Source organism: Janthinobacterium breve (assembly GCF_051380895.1).
Taxonomy (GTDB): Bacteria; Pseudomonadota; Gammaproteobacteria; order Burkholderiales; family Burkholderiaceae_D; genus Janthinobacterium.
The window spans coordinates 128,956-151,492 of the sequence record NZ_JBNYXY010000003.1 but is presented as its reverse complement, the minus strand read 5'-3'; the positions used below and the strand labels follow the sequence as shown (position 1 = coordinate 151,492).

Annotated in this window: 20 protein-coding genes; 7 read left to right on the top strand and 13 right to left on the bottom strand. The window is 62.9% G+C overall.

Translation table 11 applies throughout. From position 1 onward, the window contains the following. Nucleotides 1-249: 249 nt before the first annotated feature. The 4 genes from ACQ4W0_RS06055 to ACQ4W0_RS06040 all read right to left on the bottom strand — a co-directional run bounded on the left by ACQ4W0_RS06055 (nucleotide 250) and on the right by ACQ4W0_RS06040 (nucleotide 4,818). Entirely contained in the window at nucleotides 250-1,821 is a 1,572-nt protein-coding gene (locus ACQ4W0_RS06055) for a GGDEF domain-containing protein (RefSeq protein ID WP_436575944.1), read from the bottom strand. Between the two features lie 201 nt (nucleotides 1,822-2,022). Continuing rightward, complete coding sequence (locus ACQ4W0_RS06050) at nucleotides 2,023-2,670, bottom strand: response regulator (protein WP_034753998.1); 648 nt, start codon at nucleotides 2,668-2,670, stop codon at nucleotides 2,023-2,025. 52 nt (nucleotides 2,671-2,722) lie between these two features. After that, nucleotides 2,723-4,213 carry a sensor histidine kinase gene (locus ACQ4W0_RS06045; RefSeq protein ID WP_436575943.1) on the bottom strand — a complete coding sequence of 497 codons (1,491 nt, stop codon included), beginning with the start codon at nucleotides 4,211-4,213 and terminating at the stop codon, nucleotides 2,723-2,725. Between the two features lie 17 nt (nucleotides 4,214-4,230). Further along, nucleotides 4,231-4,818 carry a hypothetical protein gene (locus ACQ4W0_RS06040; RefSeq protein WP_436575942.1) on the bottom strand — a complete coding sequence of 196 codons (588 nt, stop codon included), beginning with the start codon at nucleotides 4,816-4,818 and terminating at the stop codon, nucleotides 4,231-4,233. A 115-nt stretch (nucleotides 4,819-4,933) separates the two neighbouring features. On the opposite strand from ACQ4W0_RS06040, the gene greB reads away from it, so the two are divergent. Then, nucleotides 4,934-5,500 (top strand): transcription elongation factor GreB, encoded by a 567-nt coding sequence (gene greB, locus ACQ4W0_RS06035; protein ID WP_436575941.1) that lies wholly within the window; start codon nucleotides 4,934-4,936, stop codon nucleotides 5,498-5,500. Between the two features lie 69 nt (nucleotides 5,501-5,569). Continuing rightward, a complete protein-coding gene (locus ACQ4W0_RS06030) occupies nucleotides 5,570-6,211 on the top strand; it encodes a transposase (protein WP_436575940.1) in 642 nt (213 codons plus the stop codon). 48 nt (nucleotides 6,212-6,259) lie between these two features. Here ACQ4W0_RS06030 and ACQ4W0_RS06025 read toward each other — a convergent pair whose 3' ends face one another. From ACQ4W0_RS06025 to ACQ4W0_RS06005, 5 genes are all read right to left on the bottom strand, one after another. After that, on the bottom strand, nucleotides 6,260-8,533 hold the full coding sequence (locus ACQ4W0_RS06025; RefSeq protein ID WP_436575939.1) for a RelA/SpoT family protein: 2,274 nt from the start codon (nucleotides 8,531-8,533) through the stop codon (nucleotides 6,260-6,262). A gap of 82 nt (nucleotides 8,534-8,615) precedes the next feature. Then, a complete protein-coding gene (gene rpoZ, locus ACQ4W0_RS06020; protein ID WP_010400723.1) occupies nucleotides 8,616-8,819 on the bottom strand; it encodes a DNA-directed RNA polymerase subunit omega in 204 nt (67 codons plus the stop codon). Nucleotides 8,820-8,872: 53 nt separating this feature from the next. Then, nucleotides 8,873-9,511 (bottom strand): guanylate kinase, encoded by a 639-nt coding sequence (gene gmk, locus ACQ4W0_RS06015; RefSeq protein ID WP_077407781.1) that lies wholly within the window; start codon nucleotides 9,509-9,511, stop codon nucleotides 8,873-8,875. A gap of 137 nt (nucleotides 9,512-9,648) precedes the next feature. Next, nucleotides 9,649-9,975, bottom strand: coding sequence for a hypothetical protein (locus tag ACQ4W0_RS06010; protein ID WP_436575938.1), 327 nt, complete (start codon nucleotides 9,973-9,975; stop codon nucleotides 9,649-9,651). A gap of 3 nt (nucleotides 9,976-9,978) precedes the next feature. Then, on the bottom strand, nucleotides 9,979-10,869 hold the full coding sequence (locus ACQ4W0_RS06005; protein WP_034787070.1) for a YicC/YloC family endoribonuclease: 891 nt from the start codon (nucleotides 10,867-10,869) through the stop codon (nucleotides 9,979-9,981). 278 nt (nucleotides 10,870-11,147) lie between these two features. Between ACQ4W0_RS06005 and rph the strand changes: the two genes are divergently transcribed. From rph to hemW, 3 genes are all read left to right on the top strand, one after another. Next, nucleotides 11,148-11,876, top strand: coding sequence for a ribonuclease PH (gene rph / locus ACQ4W0_RS06000; protein ID WP_152284699.1), 729 nt, complete (start codon nucleotides 11,148-11,150; stop codon nucleotides 11,874-11,876). Between the two features lie 138 nt (nucleotides 11,877-12,014). Further along, a complete protein-coding gene (gene rdgB / locus ACQ4W0_RS05995; RefSeq protein ID WP_436575937.1) occupies nucleotides 12,015-12,608 on the top strand; it encodes an RdgB/HAM1 family non-canonical purine NTP pyrophosphatase in 594 nt (197 codons plus the stop codon). Beyond that, the gene (hemW, locus tag ACQ4W0_RS05990) at nucleotides 12,605-13,879 is read left to right on the top strand and encodes a radical SAM family heme chaperone HemW (protein WP_436575936.1); all 1,275 of its coding nucleotides are present in this window, start codon (nucleotides 12,605-12,607) and stop codon (nucleotides 13,877-13,879) included. Before rdgB ends, hemW begins: the two co-directional genes overlap by 4 nt. Before the next feature lie 6 nt (nucleotides 13,880-13,885). Here hemW and ACQ4W0_RS05985 read toward each other — a convergent pair whose 3' ends face one another. From ACQ4W0_RS05985 to ACQ4W0_RS05975, 3 genes are all read right to left on the bottom strand, one after another. Beyond that, on the bottom strand, nucleotides 13,886-15,073 hold the full coding sequence (locus ACQ4W0_RS05985; protein WP_436575935.1) for a tetratricopeptide repeat protein: 1,188 nt from the start codon (nucleotides 15,071-15,073) through the stop codon (nucleotides 13,886-13,888). 131 nt (nucleotides 15,074-15,204) lie between these two features. Beyond that, nucleotides 15,205-16,932 carry a methyl-accepting chemotaxis protein gene (locus ACQ4W0_RS05980; RefSeq protein ID WP_436575934.1) on the bottom strand — a complete coding sequence of 576 codons (1,728 nt, stop codon included), beginning with the start codon at nucleotides 16,930-16,932 and terminating at the stop codon, nucleotides 15,205-15,207. Nucleotides 16,933-17,053: 121 nt separating this feature from the next. Then, the gene (locus ACQ4W0_RS05975) at nucleotides 17,054-17,527 is read right to left on the bottom strand and encodes a hypothetical protein (RefSeq protein WP_436575933.1); all 474 of its coding nucleotides are present in this window, start codon (nucleotides 17,525-17,527) and stop codon (nucleotides 17,054-17,056) included. A gap of 131 nt (nucleotides 17,528-17,658) precedes the next feature. Between ACQ4W0_RS05975 and ACQ4W0_RS05970 the strand changes: the two genes are divergently transcribed. Further along, nucleotides 17,659-18,516: a hypothetical protein gene (locus tag ACQ4W0_RS05970; RefSeq protein WP_436575932.1), complete on the top strand. Its 858-nt coding sequence runs from the start codon at nucleotides 17,659-17,661 to the stop codon at nucleotides 18,514-18,516. Between the two features lie 67 nt (nucleotides 18,517-18,583). Here the strand turns inward: ACQ4W0_RS05970 and tal are convergent, their stop codons facing one another. After that, entirely contained in the window at nucleotides 18,584-19,519 is a 936-nt protein-coding gene (gene tal / locus ACQ4W0_RS05965; RefSeq protein ID WP_436575931.1) for a transaldolase, read from the bottom strand. A gap of 207 nt (nucleotides 19,520-19,726) precedes the next feature. Between tal and ACQ4W0_RS05960 the strand changes: the two genes are divergently transcribed. Continuing rightward, the gene (locus tag ACQ4W0_RS05960; protein WP_436575930.1) at nucleotides 19,727-22,528 is read left to right on the top strand and encodes a type VI secretion system Vgr family protein; all 2,802 of its coding nucleotides are present in this window, start codon (nucleotides 19,727-19,729) and stop codon (nucleotides 22,526-22,528) included. Nucleotides 22,529-22,537 lie beyond the last annotated feature (9 nt).

Here is a 22,537-nt window from a genome sequence, read left to right as displayed (position 1 = left end):
GGGTAACGGTTGCTCTGCGGGAAAATTTATGGCGAAAGGAGCTTTAAATTTTAATTTTCAGCCCTTCAGTTTGTGACTGGCCGCGCGCTAGACGACATGATTTTGGGAAACTTTAGGGTAAAAATAGTTTTATTTTTACATTACGCGCATGCTGGCGAAGCGCTGGAGGGGGAGAAAATGTTGTTGTTTTAGAATGAAAAATGCCGTCCGGCCGGGTGGCGGGACGGCATGGCGTGAAGCGGGCCGGACTCAGTCCGCCACCACCACGCGGTTCTTGCCCGTCTGCTTGGCCTGGTACATGGCGCGGTCGGCGCGCTTGACCAGTTCGGCCTGGTCTTCGTTGGGTAGGCGCAGGGCCACGCCGGCGGAAAAGGTGATCAGCACTTTTTCGTTGTCGTGCAAGAAGAAATGGCGGGTCAGCTCGCGCTGCAATCGCGTCATGGTCGACGCGGCCGCTTCGACCGTGGTTTCCGGCAGCAGGATGAGGAATTCCTCGCCGCCGAAGCGGGCGATGACGTCCATCGAGCGCAGCGTTTCCTTGACGATTTTCACCAGGTGTTTCAGCGCGGCATCGCCGGCCAGATGGCCATACGTGTCGTTCAGGCGCTTGAAATCGTCCAGGTCCAGCATGGCGATGCACAGCGGCGTACCGCGGCGGTCGGAGCGGGCTGTCTCGCGCTCGAACACATCGTCCAGGCCACGCCGGTTCAGGCTGCCTGTCAGCTGGTCTTCCCGCACCAGTTCGCTCATATGCTGGAGCTTGGCTTCCAGGGTGTGGATGCGCTGTTCCGCATCCTGCACTTCCTGGCGCGCCAGCACCATCTTGTCGCGTGCGCGCAGGGCTTCGTTCTGCACCATGCGCGTTTCGCGCAAGACTTCGTCAAGAACGCTGTTCAATTCGCTGATATTTTCCGCCTGGCTGATCTTTTCCGAATAGCCGCCGATCTTTTCATGGAAGTCGCCCGTGCTGGCCGCCACTTGTCCCAGGCGGTCGATGAAGGTCATCATCATGTTCTTGACCGTCAGCTTGACGTCGGACAGGCTGTGCTTGAGCTGGCTCTGCTTGTAGATGACTTCCTTCAGGCTGCGCGTGGCGTCTTCCAGCGCGCGCTGGTCGAGCGGGCCGGCGATCAGGTTTTGCACGGCATCGACCTGGCCGCGCAGCCAACTGTCGTCGTCGAGCAATTGGCTGACGTTGTCCAGCAGCAATTTGAACAGGCGCAGCAGCAGTTCCTGCTGCTCGGCCGTATCGCCGCTTTTGAGTTCGATCTGGTAGCACAGCTGCTTCAGGCGCAGCGCCGCTTCGTTCAGCGCCTCTTCCGTGTGCGCCAGCTTGATGGCCGCGCCCAGCGATTCGGCTTCTTCCACCAGCGCGGGCGTGCCCGTCAGCAAGGTGGCGACGGCAAAGCCCAGGGTGCGGCTGAGCAATTCACGCAGGGTGCGCGTCTGTTCGCCGTCCGGCAGGGGCGGCAATTCGATGCCGCCGCCTTTCTTGACCTGTTTTTCCGCCAGTTGCGCCAAGGTGCGCGCATAGCTGTCCCAGTCGCGCGCTTTCAGCGCACGCTGGAAGCGCCGGCCAAAGTCGCCCAGTTCGCCCGCCGATTCGCTCATCTTGGCGGCAAATTGCGTCAGGACGTTTTCCGCGCCACTCTCAGTGGGAGCGCTGGCGGCCAGCACGGCTGCCGGCGCGGCAGGGCTGTCCGCCGCTTCGCTGATGCCGGCGATTTCATTGTAGATGTCGCGGTAGGCGCTGGGCGTCGGGGCGATGCGGCGCGTGGCCAGGCGACGAAACGCTTCGCGGGCGATATCGGCCGGATTCATGGCCGCACCTGCGGCGGTATTCGTGGTGCCAGCGGGAGCGCTTGCTGGTGAAGATGGCAATTTACTGGACATGTGGGCACAGCCTTTTCAGATATTTCTCATTATCCCCATGATATGCGCGTTGGCAAAGAACTTATTGTGCGAGAAGCAAGGAGAAGTCCTGTCAATTCGCCCGATGCCAGCGGGCATGCCGCTTTGCAGTCAATCCACCAGCTGGTTGCGGATGGCGTAATGCGTCAGTTCAGCGCTGTTCTTGAGTTTCATCTTGACCAGCAAGCGGGCGCGGTATTCGCTGACGGTTTTCACGGACAATTTGAGCTCTTCGGCGATGGCGCCCACTGCCTTGCCCGAGGCGATCATGACCAGGGTCTGGTATTCGCGGTCCGACAAGGTGTCGTGCAAGGCCGTTTCGTGGTCTTCGCCCACCGTGTTGGCCAGTTCCTGCGCCAGCGAGGCGCTGATGTATTTCAATCCTTGCGCCACCTGACGGATGGCCGTGACCAGTTCGCGCGGCGCACTCTGTTTCGTCAGGTAGCCGGCCGCGCCCGCCTTGAGCGATCGGATGGCGTACTGGTCCTCGCGGTGCATGGAGAGCATCAGCACGGCCAGTTCCGGCTTTTCCTTCTTGATCTGCTTGAGTACCTCGATGCCGCTGCGGTCGGGCAGGGAGATGTCGAGCAGCAACACCTGGCATTTCGAGCCGCGGAACAGTTTGATGGCGTCGTGGCCATTTTCAGCCTCGCCGGCAACGATGATGTCCTTCGTATCGGCGAGGATTTGTTTCAAGCCCTCGCGCACGATCGCGTGATCGTCGGCGATGAATACCCGGATGGTGGCTTTTTCTTTCATAACTGCGTTGTTTCCTATCTGAATCCCTGCGCCCGGCGGCGACCCTGTGGCCTTATGGCGCTCCGCTTTGCGCTGGTGCGCTGGCTGCAGCCGCTATTATCGCCTCTCGCGGCGTGGTCAGCCTGATTTTTATGCTCAGGATGGTGCCGCCATCCGGCCCATCCATCAGGCTCAGGGTACCGCCCAGCGCGCTGGCGCGTTCGGCCATGCCGCGGATGCCGAACGACTGCGGCTTGGCGCGGTCGGACAGGCGCATGCCGACGCCATTGTCGGCGATCGACAGGCTGATATGCTGGCGCTGCCGGGCCAGGCGCACGCTGACCTTGCTTGCCTGCGCATGTTTGGCGATATTCGTCAGCGCCTCCTGGGCGATGCGGAACAGGCTGGTCGCCAGGTCCAGCTCCAGTTCGATATGCTGGCGGTTCGAAATGAACTGGCATTCGATGCCGGCCTGGCGCGCGAATTCCTTGACCTGCCAGTCCAGTGCGGCAACCAGGCCCAGGTCCAGCATGGAAGGGCGCAAGTCCAGCGAAATACGGTGTACGGCGTCGATGCTGCGGTCGACCAGGGCATCGACATAGTCGGCCTTTTCCTGCAACTGCAGGTCGTCCGGGGGCAGGCGGCGCGCCAGCATGGCCAGCGCCATCTTGATCGCCGTCAAATTGCCGCCCAGGTCATCGTGCAGTTCGCGCGCCAGACGCGTGCGTTCGTGTTCCTTGACCTTGTCGATATGCGCCGTCAGCTCGGCCAGGCGGGCGCGCGACTGGCGCACTTCGATCTGTTCGAGCCGGCTTTCGGTGATATTCGTCATGATGCCTTCCCACTGCACCGTGCCGTCGGCCAGCGCGCGCGGCGTCGAGCGCAGGTTGATCCATTTGACGTCCTTCCAGGCATCGATCCAGATCCGGCCTTCCCAGTTCCAGCTCCACAAGGCCGTCTTCGAGGCCTGCATCGATTCGAGATACGAGGCGCGGTCGTCGGCCAGGATCAGCTGGTAGAACAGTTCCGGGCGCGCGTGCAGCTCTGCCGGCTCCAAGCCCAGCAAGGCCTGGCAGCCATCGCTCAGGTAGGCAAAGGACGCCCGTCCATCCGCATGCAGGCAGAACTGGTACACCAAGCCCGGCGTATTCGAGACGATGGCGTTGAAGCGCGACTGCACCTGCGCCAGGGCGGCCGCCGTCGCCTGCGGCGTGCGCAAGTCTTCGCCCTCGGCCAGGATCAGGGCGCGGCCCTGGCGGCTGGCGCGCGACAGGTGCAGGCTGAGCGAATACAGGCTGCCATCGCGGCGGCGCTGCTGCACATGCAGCAGGGCTTGTGCGCCTATGCTGTCGTCCAGGGCGGCCAGCACGCCGGCCAGCTGCTGCGCGTCGAGCTGCGGCGCCAGCGTGAAAGGCGTCATCGCCAGCAATTGCTTGTGTGCATACTGCAAGTTGTCGCAGGCGGCATCGTTGGCATCCAGCAATTGCAAGCTGGCCGCGTCGTACAGGTAGATTTCCGGCGCTGCCGCGCGCATGGCGGGAGCCAGCCGGGGAGTGTCGTACATGGAGTTGCCTTTCTTCATCAGCGGCGGGCGCGCCAGAAGGCGGCGAAGCGGCGCAGCACCCTGGCTGGGCGGGAGTTATGACGGCCTGGCGTGCCCTTGCGCCAGCGCTGCCACCAGGCGCTGCGGGCGCGGCCCAGCGCGGCCGACAGGCGGCTGACGCGGCGCCACGGCCGCGTGGCGCGCAGGCGGGCGATCCAGCGGTCCTTGGTTTCCATGAACAGGCCGTGCCAGCGCGCAAACCACGGCAAGCTGAGCAGGGTAGGGCGCGTCAGGCTGTACAGGCGGGCCACGGCGGCCGCGCCGCCCAGCTTGGCGATGATGATTACGCCGATACCGGAAAACGCATGTCCGCGCGCGATCGCCAGCAGGGCCAGCAGCTTGACGGGAAACAGCAGCACGGCCGGCAGCACGAAGACGGCCAGCGCCCAGTACGGCGGCAGCCGCTTGATCCACGCTTCCAGCGCATGCAGGGGCGGAAATTGCGCCACTACCTGCATGATGCGCGCGCCCGTCGCCCACAGCCATTCCTCGATCAGCAGGAAGATGGCGGCCAGGTAGACCAGCGGCGCGAACAGCCAGCGCCTGACTCTGTAGAATTTTTTCATCCGTCTCCGTGTGCGGCGCAGGTTTGCCGCGATTGCCCCGATGATACGTCAAAAAAGCCCGTTTGCCCCCGCATCCGGTGTGTCGGCGGCGCGCTGGCGGGGCTACAATAGGCAGATGAATAAAGCCTTTGTAAAAGAATCCGACAACGACGACGATGAAGAAGCGGCCGCGCTGGCGCTGGCCATTCCTGCCGGCGCCAAGAACTACATCACGCCGGCCGGCTACCAGCGCATCAAGGAAGAGTTGCTGCAGCTGATCGACGTCGACCGTCCGGAAGTGGTGCGTATCGTGCATTGGGCGGCGTCGAATGGCGACCGTTCGGAAAATGGCGACTATATCTATGGCAAGCGGCGGCTGCGCGAAATCGACCGCCGCATTCGCTTTCTCACCAAGCGCATGGATCTGGCCGCCATCGTCGACCCCAGCGTGCACCATGGCAACGACCAGGTGTTTTTCGGCGCCACGGTGACCTACCGCACCAGCGACGGCGAAACGCACACCATCACCATCGTCGGCATCGATGAATTCGACCCCCTGAACGGCAAGATCAGCTGGGTCTCGCCGATGGCCCGCACCATCACCAAGGCGCGCGAAGGCGACCTCATCACCCTCAACACGCCGCTGGGCGAGCAGGAACTGGAATTGCTGGAAGTGACGTATCCGGCGCCGGTGGAGGGGTAGTTTGCGGTGACGCAGGGTTAGTCTTGGTAAGCCTGTCACGCTGGGACTTTCCTTTACGGGAGTGCGACCATGGCACGTGTCCAGCGTTTGTTTATGCCTGGCATGCCCTTGCATGTGGTGCAGCGTGGGGCGGACAGGCAAATCTGCTTCTTTGAACCGGCTGATTTTCTTTGGTATTTGCAGCAACTGCAGCGGCACTCCAGTGCCCGGGGTTGCTTGCTGCATGCCTATGTCTTGATGACGAATCATGTGCATTTGTTGCTGTCCGCAGATAGTGTTTTATCCGTCTCGCGCATGATGAAGGCGGTGGGACAGGAGTACGCACATTACATTAACTGGCGTCGCCATCGCAGCGGACCGCTGTGGGACGGGCGCTACAAATCCTGTGTGGTACAGGACGTGACCTATCTGTTGGTATGCCAGCGTTACATTGAACTCAATCCCGTGCGTGCCGGCATGGTGCGCTATCCGGGACATTATCGGTGGTCCAGCTATCGTTGCAATTCGGAGGGGCGGGATGATGCCTTGGTAAATCCACACCCACTTTATTTAAGCATGGGTAACAACCAAGGTGAGCGGCAGCAGGCCTATGCTGCTTTATTTAATGTTGATGAGGAAGCTGCGCGCCAGGCTTTGCGTGTCGCCAGCCTTGGCAATGCGGCGGTTGGCAGTGCCGAATTCGTGAGGGAATTGCAAACCCGCAAAGCGTGAGGGCCGGGGTCGGACCCTGAGGGTCCGACCCCAGTCTTCGTTTTGGGGTTAGTTACGCTCGCGCAGGATGCGGTTCACCCCGGCCACGCGGCGCACATTGCGCAGCAGGGCGGCCAGGTGGACGCGATCCTTGACTTGCACGGTGAAGCGCAGCTGGTCGAGGACGTTGTCCTTGTCTTCGTCCATGCCCACATAGATGATGTTGGCGTCCGATTCGCCGATTTCGGCGGCCACGCGGGCCAGGATGCCCCGTTCGCTGTTGATCAGCACCTTGATGCGGCAGTCGAAGCGGCGGTTCAGTTCGGTTCCCCAGCGCACGGCGATCCAGCGGTCCGGTTCCTTGGCGCGCTGGCGCTTGGCTTGCGAGCAGTCGCTCGTGTGCACCAGCAAACCCTGGTCGCGGCGCAGCTGGCCGATGATCTGGTCGCCTGGAATCGGCAAACAGCATGGCGCCAGCTGCACGGAGACGCCTTCGCTGCCGCAGATGGTGACGGGGTCGAGTTCGCTGCCGCTGTTGTGTTCCACTGGCATGCTGGCCGCTTCGCCGCCGATCAGGCCAAAAATGTGGCGCGCCACCAGGGTTGCCATGCGCTTGCCGATGCCGATGTCCGCGTACAGCTCATCCATGGAATTGGCGCTCGATTCGTTGAGCAGGCGTTCCACCAGCGGCGCCGGCAGGTCGGAGTCGATGTTCAGCGTCTGCAGCGCCTGCGACAGCAATTGCTGGCCCAGGGCGATCGATTCGGGCAAGTTGATCGTGCGCAAATGGTGGCGGATGGCCGAACGGGCCTTGCCGGTGCGCACGAACGACAGCCAGGTGGGGCTGGGGCGCGACGAGGAATCGGTGATGATTTCGACGATGTCGCCATTGTGCAGCTCGGTGCGCAAAGGCGACGTTTCGTTGTTGATCTTGACGGCCACGGTCTGGTCGCCGATGCCCGTATGGATCGAATAGGCGAAGTCGATGGCCGTGGCGCCGCGCGGCAGGGCGATGATCTTCGACTTCGGCGTAAATACATAGACGGAATCGGGGAACAGGTCGACCTTGACGTGTTCGAGGAATTCGGCCGAATCGCCCGTCTGCTGCTGGATGTCGAGCAAGGATTGCAGCCACGCATGGGTGCGCTGCTGCAAGTCGGACGGGTTCGATTCGCCGCTCTTGTACAGCCAGTGCGCCGCCACGCCGGATTCGGCCGTGCGGTGCATTTCCTGGGTGCGGATCTGGAATTCGACGGGGGTGCCGTACGGGCCGATGACGGTCGTGTGCAGCGACTGGTAGCCGTTCAACTTGCGGATCGCGATGTAATCCTTGAACTTGCCCGGCATGGGCTTGTACAGGCTGTGCAGGGTGCCCAGGGTCACGTAACAGTCGGCAAAGCTGCCCACCACCACGCGGAAGCCGTACACGTCCAGCACTTGCGAGAACGACAAATGCTTGCTGCGCATCTTTTTATAGATGTCGTACAGGGTCTTTTCGCGGCCCGTGACGTCGGCCTCGAGTTCGGCCATGGACAGGGTGCTTTTCACCGCTTCCATGATCTTGTTGACCACTTCGCGCCGGTTGCCGCGCGCCGCCTTGACGGCTTTCGCCAGGGTGCGGTAGCGCATCGGGTACAGGTGCGAGAATGACAGGTCCTGCAGTTCGTGGTAAATGTTGTTCAGGCCGAGGCGGTGCGCGATCGGCACGTACACTTCCATGGTCTCGCTGGCGATGCGGCGTTTTTTTGCCGCTGTCATGAAGTCCAGCGTGCGCATATTGTGCAGGCGGTCGGCCAGCTTGATCAGGATCACGCGCACGTCGGATGCCATGGCCAGCAGCATCTTGCGGAAGTTTTCCGCCTGCGCTTCGATCTGGCTCTGGAATTCGATCTTTTCCAGCTTCGACAGGCCGTCGACCAGGTGCGCCACGGGCGCGCCGAAGCGCTCGATCAACTCTTCCTTCTTGACGTCCTGGTCTTCCATCACGTCGTGCAGCAGGGCGGCCATGATGGCTTGCGCGTCAAGTTTCCAGTCGGCGCAGATTTCGGCCACAGCGATCGGATGCGAGATATACGGCTCGCCTGAGCGGCGCATCTGGCCCAGGTGCATTTCGTCGGAGAAGCGGTAGGCTTCCTTGACTTTTTTCAGGTCGACGGGGGACAGGTATTCGGCCAGCTTGTCGGCCAGGTGGCTGACGGAGGCGACGCCCGGTGCAGGTGCTGCGGAGGTGCCGCTGCCGGACGTGCCAGCGCCGGGCGTGGAAGCACCTTGTGGTTTTGCCGCCTGGCGCGGGGCCAGGGGCGGCAGTGCTGCAGAAGTCGTGTCGGCTGGGGTCAGACTCATAAAACGTCGCGTTGCTTTACAGTGTGAATAAAGGATACGGTAGAACCAGGGGTCAGCACTGTTCCGGCACGCGGGTGCCCACTTACATCGGGACCTTTTTCAGCATTTCGATGCCGACTTTACCGGCAGCGATTTCACGCAGCGCGACAACGGTAGGCTTGTCCTTGGCTTCCACCTTAGGGGTGTGTCCTTGCAACAACTGACGTGCGCGGTAGGTTGCAGCCAGGGTCAGCTGAAAGCGGTTAGGGATCTGTTTCAGGCAATCTTCGATGGTGATACGGGCCATAGTAACTCCTAATAGTGGTGCGTGGCGCTGTGTGAACTGGCGTGCAGGGACGATTATTCTGCGTGCAGGCCCAGCTGGGCGAATAGCGATGCGTTGCGGGCCGCTTGTTGCGCAAACCGGCAACGGGCCGCTCTCACGATCGCGCTCAGTTCGGACAAAGCGACCGTAAACTCTTCATTGATAATAACATACTCGAACTCGGGAGCGTGTGCGATTTCGCCGCCGGCCGCCAGCAGGCGGCGCGTGATCACATGCGGTTCGTCCTGGCCGCGCTTGTTCAGGCGCTCTTCCAGCGCATCGATCGATGGCGGCAGGATGAAAATGCCGGCCGCGCGGGGGAATTGCTTGCGCACCTGGCGCGCGCCCTGCCAGTCGATTTCCAGCAAGATGTCGGTGCCAGCCAGCATTTGCTGTTCCACCATGATGCGCGAGGTGCCATAGTAATTGCCATGCACTTCCGCCCATTCCAGGAATTCGCCCTGGTCGGCGCGCGCGACAAAGTCTTCCGCTGTCGTGAAGTAGTACTCGCGGCCGTGCTGCTCGCCCGGACGGGGCGCGCGCGTGGTGGTCGAGATCGACAATTTGATGCCGGGCTCTTGCGCCAGCAATGCATTAACCAGTGTCGATTTGCCGGCGCCCGATGGCGCGGCGACCACGAACAGGCTGCCGGAGAAGGCGGTAGGGTGGCTCATGCGGCTCTTTCAATAATCGTGTTGTTGGCGCCGATGCCTGCGCAAGCGGCGCCCAATCCGGTATTTTACCAAGAGGCAAGGCAGTGAGCCAGTCCCTGCTTGGGACATGATAAAAAAACAAACTTGCCGCGCCTGCCTCAGCGGGGCAGTCGGCCCAGTGCGATTTCGCCCGCATTCAGCACGATGGCCCGTCCATTCACATCAGTGCAGTCGCGGTTGTTGAGACGCACGACGGCGCTGTCGACGGATATTTCCGCGCCCAGGCTGCTGCGCGAGCAGATACGGTAGGAGGCGGCATCGGCACCCGTGTAGATGGCTGCGCCGCGCTCCTTGAGCACGAAGCAGCCCGACGCACAGCCTTCGATCGCGTACGGCGATGGCTGCTGCGCCGTTTGTGCTTGCGCGCCTGCCGCCATCAGCACGAGGGCGGTGCCGGCGAGTCTCCATGTGTGTGCCGCGGCCATGATTTATTCCAGGTTCTGTACTTGTTCGCGCATTTGCTCGATCAGCAGCTTCAAGTCCATCGAGGCGTCGGCCAGTTCCTTGACGGAAGCCTTGGCGCCCAGCGTGTTGGCTTCGCGATTCAGTTCCTGCATCATGAAGTCGAGGCGCTTGCCCACTTGCCCGCCCTTGGTGAGGATGTGGCGCGTTTCACCCAGGTGGGCCGACAGGCGCGCGAGTTCTTCCGAGACGTCGATGCGGATGCCGTACAAAATGACTTCCTGGCGGATGCGCTCCATGGCGTCCTGGCGCGACAGGGCCGAATTCGACCCCTGGCTGGCCAGGCCCAGCGCATCCTGCATGCGCTCGATGGCTTTTTGCTGGAAGGCCGCCACTACCTGCGGAATCAATGGCGTGATGCGCTTGACGATGGCTTCCATCGCTTCGATGCGCGACACCAGCACGGCTTCGAGTGCCGCGCCTTCGCGCTTGCGGCTGTCGACGAAGGCCGCCACCGTGCGTTTGGTCAGCGCGCCCACGTCGGCCTGCAAGGACTCTTGCCCCACTTGCGCTTCTTCGATAATGCCCGGCCAGCGCAGCAGTTCGGCCACCGTCATGACGGGGGCGGAGACAAAATGCTGGCCCACTTCGTTTTGCAGGCGCGCCAGTTCGGCCAGCAGGGGCAGGTTCAGCGCTTGCGTGCCGGCTGTCGCGGCCTTGCGGCCAAAGCTCAGGCGTACCTCGACTTTGCCGCGTGTGATGGCGGACATGACGGCGGCGCGCAAGTCAGGCTCCAGCGCCCGCAGATCGTCGTTGATGCGGAATTGCAGGTCGAGAAAGCGCGAATTGACGCTCTTGATTTCAATTGTCAGTGTGCCTGCAGCACCTTCGCTGGTGGCAACCGCGTAGCCTGTCATGCTTGAAATGCTCAAAGGATTCCCCGATTTGATCTTGTATACAGTCACTTATACACTTAATCAGCCAGCGCAGGCAATACCGCCCGCGCCGCAAAACAGGACCGAAGCGCGCGATGGCCTGAAAATTGCTGAATAGTGTGCGTTTTACGGCATTGTAAAGAAAATTGTGTTTGGCGGGGCAGGATTGTAGGGATCTTGTGTGCAAGCCTCCCTGCGCCGTGTCATGGCGTCGCGGTGGTAAAATCTCGGCCGCAACCCCAATCACACAGGACACCCCCATGACATTTGAATCCCGCCCGAGCGGCCGCGCCGTCGACGCGCTGCGCGCCATCCGCATCACCCGCCAGTACACCAAGCATGCCGAAGGCTCGGTGCTGATCGAATGCGGCGACACCAAGGTCATTTGCACCGCCAGCATCGAAGACAAGGTGCCGGGTTTCCTGAAGGGCAAGGGCCAGGGCTGGTTGACGGCCGAATACGGCATGCTGCCCCGCTCGACGCACACGCGCATGGACCGCGAAGCGGCGCGCGGCAAGCAGTCCGGCCGCACGCAGGAAATCCAACGCCTGATCGGCCGCTCGCTGCGCGCCGCCTTTGATCTGCAAGCCTTCGGCGAACGCACCCTGCACCTCGATTGCGACGTGATCCAGGCCGATGGCGGCACGCGCACGGCCTCGATCACGGGCGCCATGGTGGCCGCGTATGACGCCTTTTCCCAGCTGCAGGCGCGCGGCGCCATCGCCGCCATCCCCGTGAAAAGCTTTGTCGCCGCCATCTCGGTGGGTGTCTACCAGGGCATGCCGGTGCTGGACCTGGACTATGTGGAAGATTCGGGCTGCGACACGGACATGAACGTGGTGATGACGGAAGCGGGTCACTTCATTGAAGTGCAGGGCACAGCCGAAGGCGCCGCCTTCGACCGCGCCGGCATGAACCGTTTGCTGGACCTGGCGCAGGGTGGCATTGCCGACCTGATCGTCATGCAGAAGCAGGCGCTCGGTCTGTAATCTTTACGTAGATTTACATCCTGACGCCCTCTGCGCCGGGCAAAAAGCCCACACCTGCCGCCGTTGAGCGCGGCAGTGGGCCAAGGTGAGGGGAGCGCAAACGGTTTACAATGTCGGCACTTCAACCGGACTACTGACATGACCCAACGCCTCATCCTCGCCTCCAACAACGCCGGCAAGCTCAAGGAATTCAACGAGCTGCTCTCGACCATCGGTTTTTCCGTCCACGCCCAGGGCGAGTACGCCGTGCCGGAAAGCGACGAACCGTTCCATACTTTCGTGGAAAACGCCCTGCAAAAGGCGCGCCATGCGTCTCGCCTGACGGGCTTGCCGGCGCTGGCCGACGATTCCGGCGTGTGCGTCAATGCGCTCGGCGGCGCGCCGGGCGTGTATTCGGCTCGCTATGCGGGCGAACCGAAATCGGACGCGGCCAACAGCGCCAGGCTGATCGCCGACCTGGAAGCGCATGCCGACAAGTCCGCGTATTACTACTGCGTGCTGGTGTACGTGCGCCATGCGGACGACCCGCAACCGGTGATCGCCGATGGCCGCTGGAATGGCGAAATGATCGCCGCGCCGCGCGGCCAGGGCGGTTTTGGCTACGATCCGCATTTCTACCTTCCTGCGCTGGGCAAGTGCGCGGCCGAACTGACGTCCGATGAAAAGAACGCGCTATCGCACCGTGGCCAGGCCCTGCGCGCGCTGGTCGACAAGCTGCGGACCCTGCGATGATCCCGATCAAACTGGTGGGCAGTGCCACCAAGCCGGCAGCCAGACCTGGCGTATCGCCCGCGCCGCAGGAAGGTATTTCCGGCGCGGCAGGAGCGGCTCTTAAGTACCTGCAGCCGGGTGCGTTGAACCTGACGGCCCTGCCGCCGCTGTCGCTGTACATCCATTTCCCGTGGTGCGTGAAAAAATGCCCGTATTGCGATTTCAATTCGCACGAGGTGCGCGGCAGCTTCCCGGAAGAGGAATATCTGGCCGCCCTGCGCCTGGATCTGGAGATGGCGCTGCCGCTGATCTGGGGCCGCAAGATCCACACCATCTTCATCGGCGGGGGCACGCCCAGCCTGATGTCGGCGGCGGGGCTGGACCGGCTGATGTCGGACGTGCGCACTTTGCTGCCCCTCGATGGCGATTGCGAAATCACCATGGAAGCCAATCCGGGCACCTTTGAAACGGAAAAATTCAAGTCTTACCGGGCCAGCGGCATCAACCGCCTGTCGATCGGCATCCAGAGCTTCAATGGCCGCCACCTGCAGGCGCTGGGGCGCATCCATGACGACAAGGAAGCGCGCCGCGCGGTGGACATCGCGCATGCGAATTTCGATAACTTCAATCTCGACCTGATGTACGCGCTGCCCACGCAAACCCTGGCCGAGGCGCAGCAGGACCTGGAAACGGCGCTGTCGTTCGCGCCGCCGCACCTGTCGCTGTACCACCTGACCCTGGAGCCGAACACCTTGTTCGCCAAGTATCCGCCCGTGCTGCCGGACGACGACGAGAGCGCCGACATCGCCGACATGGTGGCCGCGCGCGCGGCGCAGGCCGGCTATGGTCGCTACGAAGTGTCGGCTTATGCGCAGCCGGGCCGCCAGGCGCGCCACAACCGCAATTACTGGGAGTTCGGCGACTACCTGGGTATCGGCGCGGGCGCGCATTCAAAAATCTCGTTCCCGCACCGTGTCCTGCGCCAGGCCCGCTACAAGCAGCCGCGCGCCTATATGGACGCGGTACTGGCCGGTAAGCCCGTGCAGGAGGAGCGCGAACTGGCGCGCGAGGAAATGGGTTTTGAATTCATGCTCAATACCCTGCGCCTGACGCAGGGCTTTTCGCCCAACCTGTTCGCCGAACGCACTGGCCTGGCCATCAACGCCATCGAGCAGCCGCTGAATGCGGCCGAAGCGAAAGGCTTGCTGTACCGCGACCACCAGATCATCCGCCCGACGGAACTGGGATTGTGCTTCCTGAATGACCTGCAGCAGATGTTCCTGGAAGACTGACGCCGCTTAGTGCGCGGTGGCGCCGCGCAGCCTTAGCAGCTTGGCCGCATACAGCCCATGCTCGCTGCGCGTGGTGCTGTTGTCCATCGCCAGTTCCAGCTGCCTGTCCGCCTGCGCCAGTTGTCCCAGGCGGGCATACGCCTGCGCCAGCCAGAAGTGAAATTCATGATAGTAGGGATCGCGTGCGATCTCGCGCTTGAACAGGCGTGCCGCCTCCTGGTAGTCGGCATTTTCCATGGCGCGCTGGCCCAGGTTGAAAAAGTGGAACGGCGCCTCTGGCTGCAGGGCCAGCAATTTGCGCCGCAGCAGTTGCGCTTCGTCCGCGCGTCCCAGGCCGTCGAGTGCCTGCGCCAGATTGGACAACAGCACGGTGTTCGATGGCGAGCGTTCCAGTGCGTAAGCGAGCGTGCGCCGCGCCGGCTCGATGTCGCCGTGACGCAGCTGGATGATGCCCAGGGTATTGAATGCGCCCGCAAACGTGGGGTCTTGCAGGATGGCGGCGCGGGCATACCAGTAGGCTTGATCGAGCTCGCCGCTGGCCATGGTTTCGGCGGCGCGATTATTGAGATACATGGCCAGGATGGTGGTCTCGCCGATTTGCTGCGTGCGCTGGCCGGCGAGGTCTTCGCCTGGCAGGAAATCGATGAGCAGGACGGCGTCGGCGTCGTAGCCGAGCGCATTGCTGAGGGGGCGGCGTTCCAGTGCGAGATTGACGTGTCCGGCAACGAAATACATGCCGCTGCTGCGGCTCCAGCTTTCTTCTCCCAGGACCACCTGGTAGTGCACATCGAGTCCCATCTCCTTGGCCAGTGCGGCCGTCATCAGCACCAGGGACAGGCAATTGCCGCTGCGCGCGTCGAACGCCTGTGCCGCCGTGCGCGTCATGTCGGCATCATATTCCAGCTTCAGCCCCTCCCGGTTGCGCAGGGCATCGGCGAGGGCGCGGCGGGGATTCTTGCTGCGCGCCTCGCGCGCGATATCGACACGCACGTAGTGCCGCATGGCGTCGCTCATGGCAAACGCCTGTTGCGGGTCGACCGGCACGGTGGGCGCGGCAAAGCTGGCATCGTTGAACAGGTCGGGCGGAGGTGGGGGGGCGGGCGCCGTGGCGCAACCGGCAAGGGCTGCACACAGCAGCAAGGGGGACAGCAAGCCCAGGCGCAGCTGTTCTCTGATGGCGCTGATACATTTCATGTTCGTGCTCCCGCAGAACGATGTCAGGCGCAACACGTATTGCTGCACGGTGGCGCGCCATGCCACCTGAAGCAAGTATCCTCGCGCCCCACGGCGCTGTCAAACCCTTTTGACTGGCCCTGTTGCCAGCCTCAAAATTCTTCCCAGTCCTGCTCGCCAGCCACCTGCGCCTGGAGCTTGCGTGCAGGGATCGCGCTCCTGGCCGCAGTGCCTGGCTGTCTGGCCGGTGCGCTCCTGGCTGTCGGCTTGGCCAGCTTGGTTAGCTGGGTCGGCGCCGGTCGCGCGGTACGCACAGGTGGCGTGGTGGCTAGGTGTTCGAGCTGGAAGCCGGCCGCCACTTGCGCCAGGCGCGCCGCCTGGTCCTGCATGCTCTCGGCGGCGGCCGCCGCTTCTTCCACCAGGGCCGCATTTTGCTGCGTCACCTGGTCCATTTGCGCGATGGCCTGGTTGACCTGGTCGATGCCCATGCTTTGCTCGGCGCTGGCGGCAGTGATCTCGGCCATGATGTCGGTCACGCGGCGCACGCTGTCGACCACTTCGCCCATGGTGCTGCCGGCCTGTTGCACCAGCCGCGTGCCGTTGTTGACCTGTTCCACCGAGTCGCCGATCAGGGTTTTGATTTCGCGCGCCGCCGCCGCCGAGCGCTGCGCCAGGCTGCGTACTTCCGTGGCGACGACGGCAAAGCCGCGCCCCTGTTCGCCGGCGCGCGCCGCTTCGACGGCCGCGTTCAATGCCAGGATATTCGTCTGGAAGGCGATGCCGTCGATGACGCCGATGATGTCGACGATTTTCGTCGACGCCGTGTCGATGGCACCCATGGTGTCGACCACCTGGCTGACGATGCCGCCGCCCCGTTCGGCCACGCTTGACGTGGCGACCGCCATCTGGTTGGCCTGACGCGCATTGTCCGCATTCTGCTTCACGGTGCTGGTCAATTCTTCCATCGACGAAGCCGTCTCTTCCAGCGAACTGGCTTGCTGCTCCGTGCGCGCCGACAAATCCTGGTTGCCGGCGGCGATTTCGCCCGATGCCGTGGCGATGGCGTTGGTGCCCGTCTGCACTTCCGACACCACCTTGCGCAGTGCCTCGTTCATGCCGTGCAGGGCGCGCATCAAGTCGCCGATTTCATCGCCGGCAGGTGTGCCGAAATGCGTACGCAAGTCGCCATCAGCCACCGTTTCGGCCACTTTTACGGCGGCCTTCAATGGCTGCGTGATCGAGCGCGTGATCAGCCAGGCGCAGACGCTGCCCAGCGCCACCACCAGCGCGCACAAGGTCAGCAGCAGGGTGAAGCTGCGTTCATTGGCCGCTTCGATGGCTTGCGCCGTGGCGTCGATGGCCTTGCGCTGCTGAGACAGCAGGGCCTTGACGTTGTTCTGGTATGCGGTGGCGGCCGGCGCGAAGCTGTCGCGGTAGGTGCTTTCCGCCTGCGCCGCGTTGCCGGCCTTGCGTGCATTCATCACCAGGGTCTTGGCATCCTGGTATTTGACGCGTTCGGCGATGGAGGCCTTGAAGATGGTCTTTTCTTCGTCGCTGTCGAGCAACGCTTCGATCTTCTTCAGCAGTTCGCTGCCCTGCTTGGTGCTGTCGGCGATGGTCTCGGCAAACACGCTGGACAGGGTTTCATCCGTGCTCTTGGCGATCATCGAGGTGCGCGCGATGGCCGAGTAGATCAGCACATACCAGTCCGAAACCAGGCGTTCCTTGGCCAGCGGTTTTTCCATCATTTCCCGGGTCGCTTCCGCATTCACGCGGGCACTGTACAGCGCGTACGAGGTGGAGATCACGGATAGCAGCAGCACCAGCGCGAAGCCTGCAGCCAGGCGGGTGCCGATACGAAGGTGGGAGAGGGCGTGCATGGTCGGAGTCCTGTCGCAGAGGGGAATTAAATTGCCTGTGCGACATAGTATGCACTGATAAGTGACCAAGAGCTAAGCGAAAAAACGGCCTGTTTGGGTGACTGTTGCAGCCACGCCCGTGCTACAGGTCGAGCGCCTGGCGCAAGTCCGGCTGCTCTGCCCAGCGGGCGAAGGAGGCCGCCATGCGCTTGCTTTCCGCGATGGCGCGGCACCAGTTGCGCATGCGTAGCGCGTGGTCTTGCCCGTAATGGGGGAAGTCGCGCCGGTTGGGCAGTTTGCCGTTCGGCAGGCTGGCCACGAAGGCGGGCGAGGGCGAGACGAGGATCATGTTGTCAAGTGCGCTATCGTCGTTGGGCGCGCGGCGCCAGGGGATGGCCTTGTCCACCCAGTCCGGCATGATATGGCCGGCAAAATGCGGGTATAGCACCAGGTCCGGTTCGCGCTGGTACGGCAGGTGCAAATGGTAGTCGACCAGGCCGCCGTCCCAGTAGCGCCCGGGTGGATGGTGATCGGTGATTGCATGAGTAGTCGCTGGCGGCCTGTAGCCAGTTATTTTACCGCCAGCGCGGCACCACGACACAGTCGCGCTCGCCATACCCCACTGTTGGTATTAATAAAATTCTTTAAAGCAACCATTCTCCTGAGAAATGTTGCATAATATTGGACGTTGAATTTTTGGCATGTGCCAAGGATTCCTTATGTCCTGTTTTTTTTTATTGGAATCGTATGCAACTGAATCACGCTTTTGTTCTGACCCTCATCGCTGGCTCTCTCGTTGCCTGCGGCGGTGGCGGCTCGTCCTCCCCAACGGACCCGGTAGTCGCCGTGAATCCGCCCGTGACGCCCGTAGCGCCTGTTGCGCCGCCAGTCGTGCCCGTCACGCCGACCGCCACCGGAGAAAACACGGGCACCGTCAGCGCCCGTTTCGTCAATGGCGACAACAGCCGCTTCGTCTTTACGTCGATCGGCTTGCAGAGCAACGGCAAAGCCAGCACGCTGGTGCAGGATGCCTCCGGTGCCTTAAGCACTATCGGCAGCATCGTCCTGACGGGCAACCCGTCCGTGACGCGTGAAATCGGCGGCGACGCCACCTTTGTGCAGGGACGCTGGTTCAAGGGCTCATTCAGCAATAGCTCTGGCGCCACTACGTTGAGCGGCAACAATGCCAGTGCGCATTACGTCGCCTATAACGTGCTCGCCGCATTGCCAGCGACCGGCACGTTCACCTGCGATGCAGGCACGTTCACAGCGCCAAGCTATACGGGTGGCAGCAGCGTCTCGTCGACCGCTTACTTTGGTACCGTCAGCGGCACCGCCAGCATGTCCTTCGATGCCTCCGGCGCCAAAATAGCGCTGACCATCGACGCCAGCGCAGGCGGCAGCACGGGTAAAGTAACGGCTTCGACGACCATGGCTTCGGCGGCGTCGAGCAGCATCACCGGCGGCTATTTGTCGAATGGCACTGGCGCGCAGCTGATGCTGGGCGACGGCGGTGCTGGCCGCTATCTGCTGATCGCCGCTTACAAGGCGCAACTGGCAAATGGCGCCAATTACCAGGGCGTGGCCACATTCCGTTGTTCCTGATCACGCAGGCATGAAAAAAGCGGCGCCGTGCACTGCACGGACGCCGCTTTTTTTACGCACGTCGTGATTAGCGCAGTGCCGAGATCATCTGTTTCAGCTTGCCGGAATCGACGCAGAAGGCGCGGATGCCTTCGGCCAGTTTTTCCGTCGCCATCGCGTCTTCATTCATCATGAAGCGGAAGGCTTCTTCGTTGAGCGACATGTGCACGATATTGGTCGATGGCGCCGCTTCGGCGCTCAGCTTGCGCTCTACCGGCGCATCGCTGTCGGCCAGCTTTTGCAGCAGGTCGGGGCTGATGGTGAGCAGGTCGCAGCCGGCCAGTTCGAGGATTTGCGACGTATTGCGGAAGCTCGCGCCCATCACCTCGGTCTTGTAGCCGAACTTGCGGTAGTAATTGTAGATGCGCCGGACCGACTGCACGCCCGGGTCTTCCGCGCCCATGTAATCGATGCCCGTCGATTTTTTGTACCAGTCGTAGATGCGGCCGACGAACGGCGAAATGAGCTGGGCGCCCGCTTCGGCGCAGGCGATGGCCTGTGCCAGCGAGAACAGCAGGGTCATGTTGCAGCGGATGCCTTCCTTTTCCAGGATGGCGGCGGCACGGATGCCTTCCCAAGTGGAGGCGATCTTGATCAGCACGCGCTCGCGGGCAATGCCCGCGTTCGAATACAGGGCGATCAGGTCGCGGCCCTTGGCCACCGTGCCTTGCGTGTCGAACGACAGGCGCGCATCGACTTCGGTGGAGACGCGGCCGGGGATGGTTTGCAGGATTTCCACGCCAAACGCGATCAGCAGGCGGTCGATGATTTCGGCGGTGGAGGCGTTCGGATGGTCGCGCACGGCCTTTTCCAGCAGCGGCTTGTATTCTTCCTTCTGCACGGCCTTCAGGATCAGCGAAGGATTCGTCGTCGCGTCGCGCGGCGTGTAGGCCTGTATCGATTGGAAGTCGCCGGTGTCGGCCACCACGGTAGTAAATTGCTTCAGTTGTTCGAGTTGGTTCATGGCTGCACGGGAAAGAGTGAATGGGCTTGCCGGAGTATTGTACCGAATCCAATGCGTGTGGGACCCACTATTGTCTTCCCCGCGCACTACTTGCTCAATTGAATCTTGCTTTTTTGAGAACTCGCGCATAATTACCTGGACTTGTTTATTTTGCACATTGTTCTGATAAGCAATGTGCGATGCCACACTCCAGATGAAGAGCATCTTTTGACACAAGATATCGTTAGTGCGGTAGCCGCCTTCAATGGCGCGACACGCCTGTATGCATTGTCCATCGGCGACGATGATCAGGACAGCGGCTTGCTGGTCGAAGCCTTTGCCGCCGACGAGCTGCTGCAGGAAGTTGGCGCGCGCGACATCATTGCCTTGTCCACCAGCGCCCATGTTGCGCTGGCGTCCCTGCTGGGCCAGCCCGCCGCCTTGCAGATCAGCCTGGCCGACGGCACGCGCACGCAGTTTTCCGGCTATATCAGCGCCGCCGCCATGCTGGGCAGCAATGGCGGACTGGCGCGCTACCGCCTGCGCATCACGCCGTGGCTGTGGCTGCTGACGCAAGTGCGTAACAGCCGCGTCTGGCAAGATCGGAGTGTGGCGGCCATCGTTGACGAGGTATTGCAGGCGTATGCGCCGCGCGCGCTGTGGCGCTGGAGCGACGAGGTCGCGTCGTTCATGCAGGACGCGGGCGAACGCAGCTATTGTTGCCAGTACCGCGAATCGGATTTCGATTTCGTGCGCCGCTTGCTGACGGAAGAGGGGCTGGCCTGGCGGTTTGACGGTCAGACCCTGATCGTCTTTGCCGACAGCAGCCAGGTTTGCGCCACGCCCGAGGACGCCAGCAGCACGCGGGGCGGCGGCTTGCGCTTCCATGGCGCGCGTGTCGGCGAGCCGGGTGACAGCGTGCAAGCCTTGAGCGCGCGGCGCAGCCTGCACGTCGGGCTGAGTAGCGTGCTCAGCTACGATTACAAGGCCAAGAAGGCGGTCGCGGCCAGCGTGCCGACGAATATGGTTCTCGGCGGCAAGAACGCTCCGCTGCTGGAAAGCTACGATACGCCGGGTCAGTACTGGTACGCCAGCGCCGCCCAGGCACAGCGCTACGCCCAGTTGCAGATGCAGTCGCATGAGGCGCGTGCCCAGCTGTGGCAAGCGCGCTCGACTGTGCGTACCCTGCGCGCCGGCACGCGCTTTACCCTCACGCAGGGACCATTGCAGCCAGCCGATGGGGCCGCGCCCGAGTATGTCGTGCTGCGCGTGGCCAGCATCGGCGTCAACAACCTGCCCGCGCCGGCCTTGGAGGGATTGGCGGAACTGTTCGGCCCGATACCGGAATTGCTGGAAGAAACCGTGCAAGAGTGGGGTGCAGGGTTTCCCGATTTCGCCGCCGCGATCGCCCAGGCGCAAGCCAGCGGTTATGCCAACTGCATCGACATGATCAGTGCAGCGACCCCGTGGCGTCCGGTGCAAGTTGGCAACGATGCGCGCCAGCACGCCACGCCGACAGCCCTGGGCAGCCAGAGCGCCATCGTCGTGGGCGCCGATGGCAACGATGTGGCCAGCGGCGCCGATGAAGTCTATTGCGACAAGCTGGGGCGGGTGCGCATCCGCTTTCACTGGCAGCAAGAGACGGGCGCGACCTGCTGGGTGCGGGTGGCGCAGCGCGCGGCCGGCGGTGGCATGGGCGGCCAGTTCCTGCCGCGCATCGGCCAGGAAGTGCTGGTGCAATTCCTGGAAAACGATATCGACCGGCCCGTCATCATCGGCGCCCTGTACAACGGCCAGGGTGAGGGCGGTAGCAAACCGACGCCGGGCGGCATGGCGCGTGAGCAAAACGACGCTGGCGTGTTCCAGCCGGCGCATGACCACGCCGTCGCGGGCCAGGGCAATCTGGCCGGCGGCAACAGTCCGTTGTGGCATGGCGCCGCAGGGGCCAGCGCGGCACACCGCAATGGAGCAGCGCAATGGGGCATCCGCAGCAAGGAGTTCGGCAAGGCGGGCAGCGCGGCAGGCTATAACCAGCTGCTGTTCGACGACACCGACAGCCAGGGCCGCGTGCAACTGAAAAGCAGCCATGCGGCCAGCGAACTTAGCTTGGGGCATCTGATCCATGGCGCCGACAATTACCGCGGCAGCCTGCGCGGCGCCGGCGCCGAGTTGCGTACCGATGCGTATGGCGCGGTGCGCGCCAAGGCGGGCTTGCTGGTGAGCAGCTATGTGCTCAGGCACGATGCCGCGCAACGCGATCCGGCCGGCGACAACGCCGCCGGCATCGCCCTGCTGAAACAGGCGGTGATGCTGGGCGACACCTTCAGCCAGGCCGCCAAGACGCACCAGACGGTGGCCTATGCCAGCCATGTCGGCGCAGCGAAGCCGGACGTCAGCGCGCTCGACGACCAGGCCGCGCCGCTCAAGGCGATGCTGGCCAGCGTTTCCGGCATGCACGACCAGTTGCCGCACACCAAGGACGCCATCATCGCGATTGCCGCCAGGGCCGGACTGGGCGTTGTCGCGGGGCAAGACATGCAACTGGCCAGCGGCGAAACCGTCACCATGATGAGCGGCCAGGATACCCAGTTCATCGGTGGCGGCCAGTTGCGCGTGCACGCGGGCCAGGCCATCGGCGTGCTGGGCGGCTCGGTCAAGGCGGGCGAGAACAACATTGGCCTGCAGATGATCGCCGCCAAACAGGCCATCGACGTGCAGGCGCAGGCCGACGTGCTCAACGTACAGGCGCGCGAAGAGGTCAACGTCATCAGTGCCAACGCGCATATTGACTGGGCGGCGGCCAAAAGCATCCGCCTGTCGACGGCGGGTGGCGCCAACATCACCATTGAGGGCGGCAATATCACCATCCAATGCCCGGGCAAGATCACGGTGCATGCGGGCAGGAAGAGTTTTATCGGGCCGACACGGTTAGCTTATCCATTGCCGGCGCTGCCTGCCAGCGTTTGCAAGGCGTGCCTGCTGGCGGCACTGCGTAGCGGCAGCCCGTTTGTCGCACCCACGGCAGCCTAGAAAAGGAAT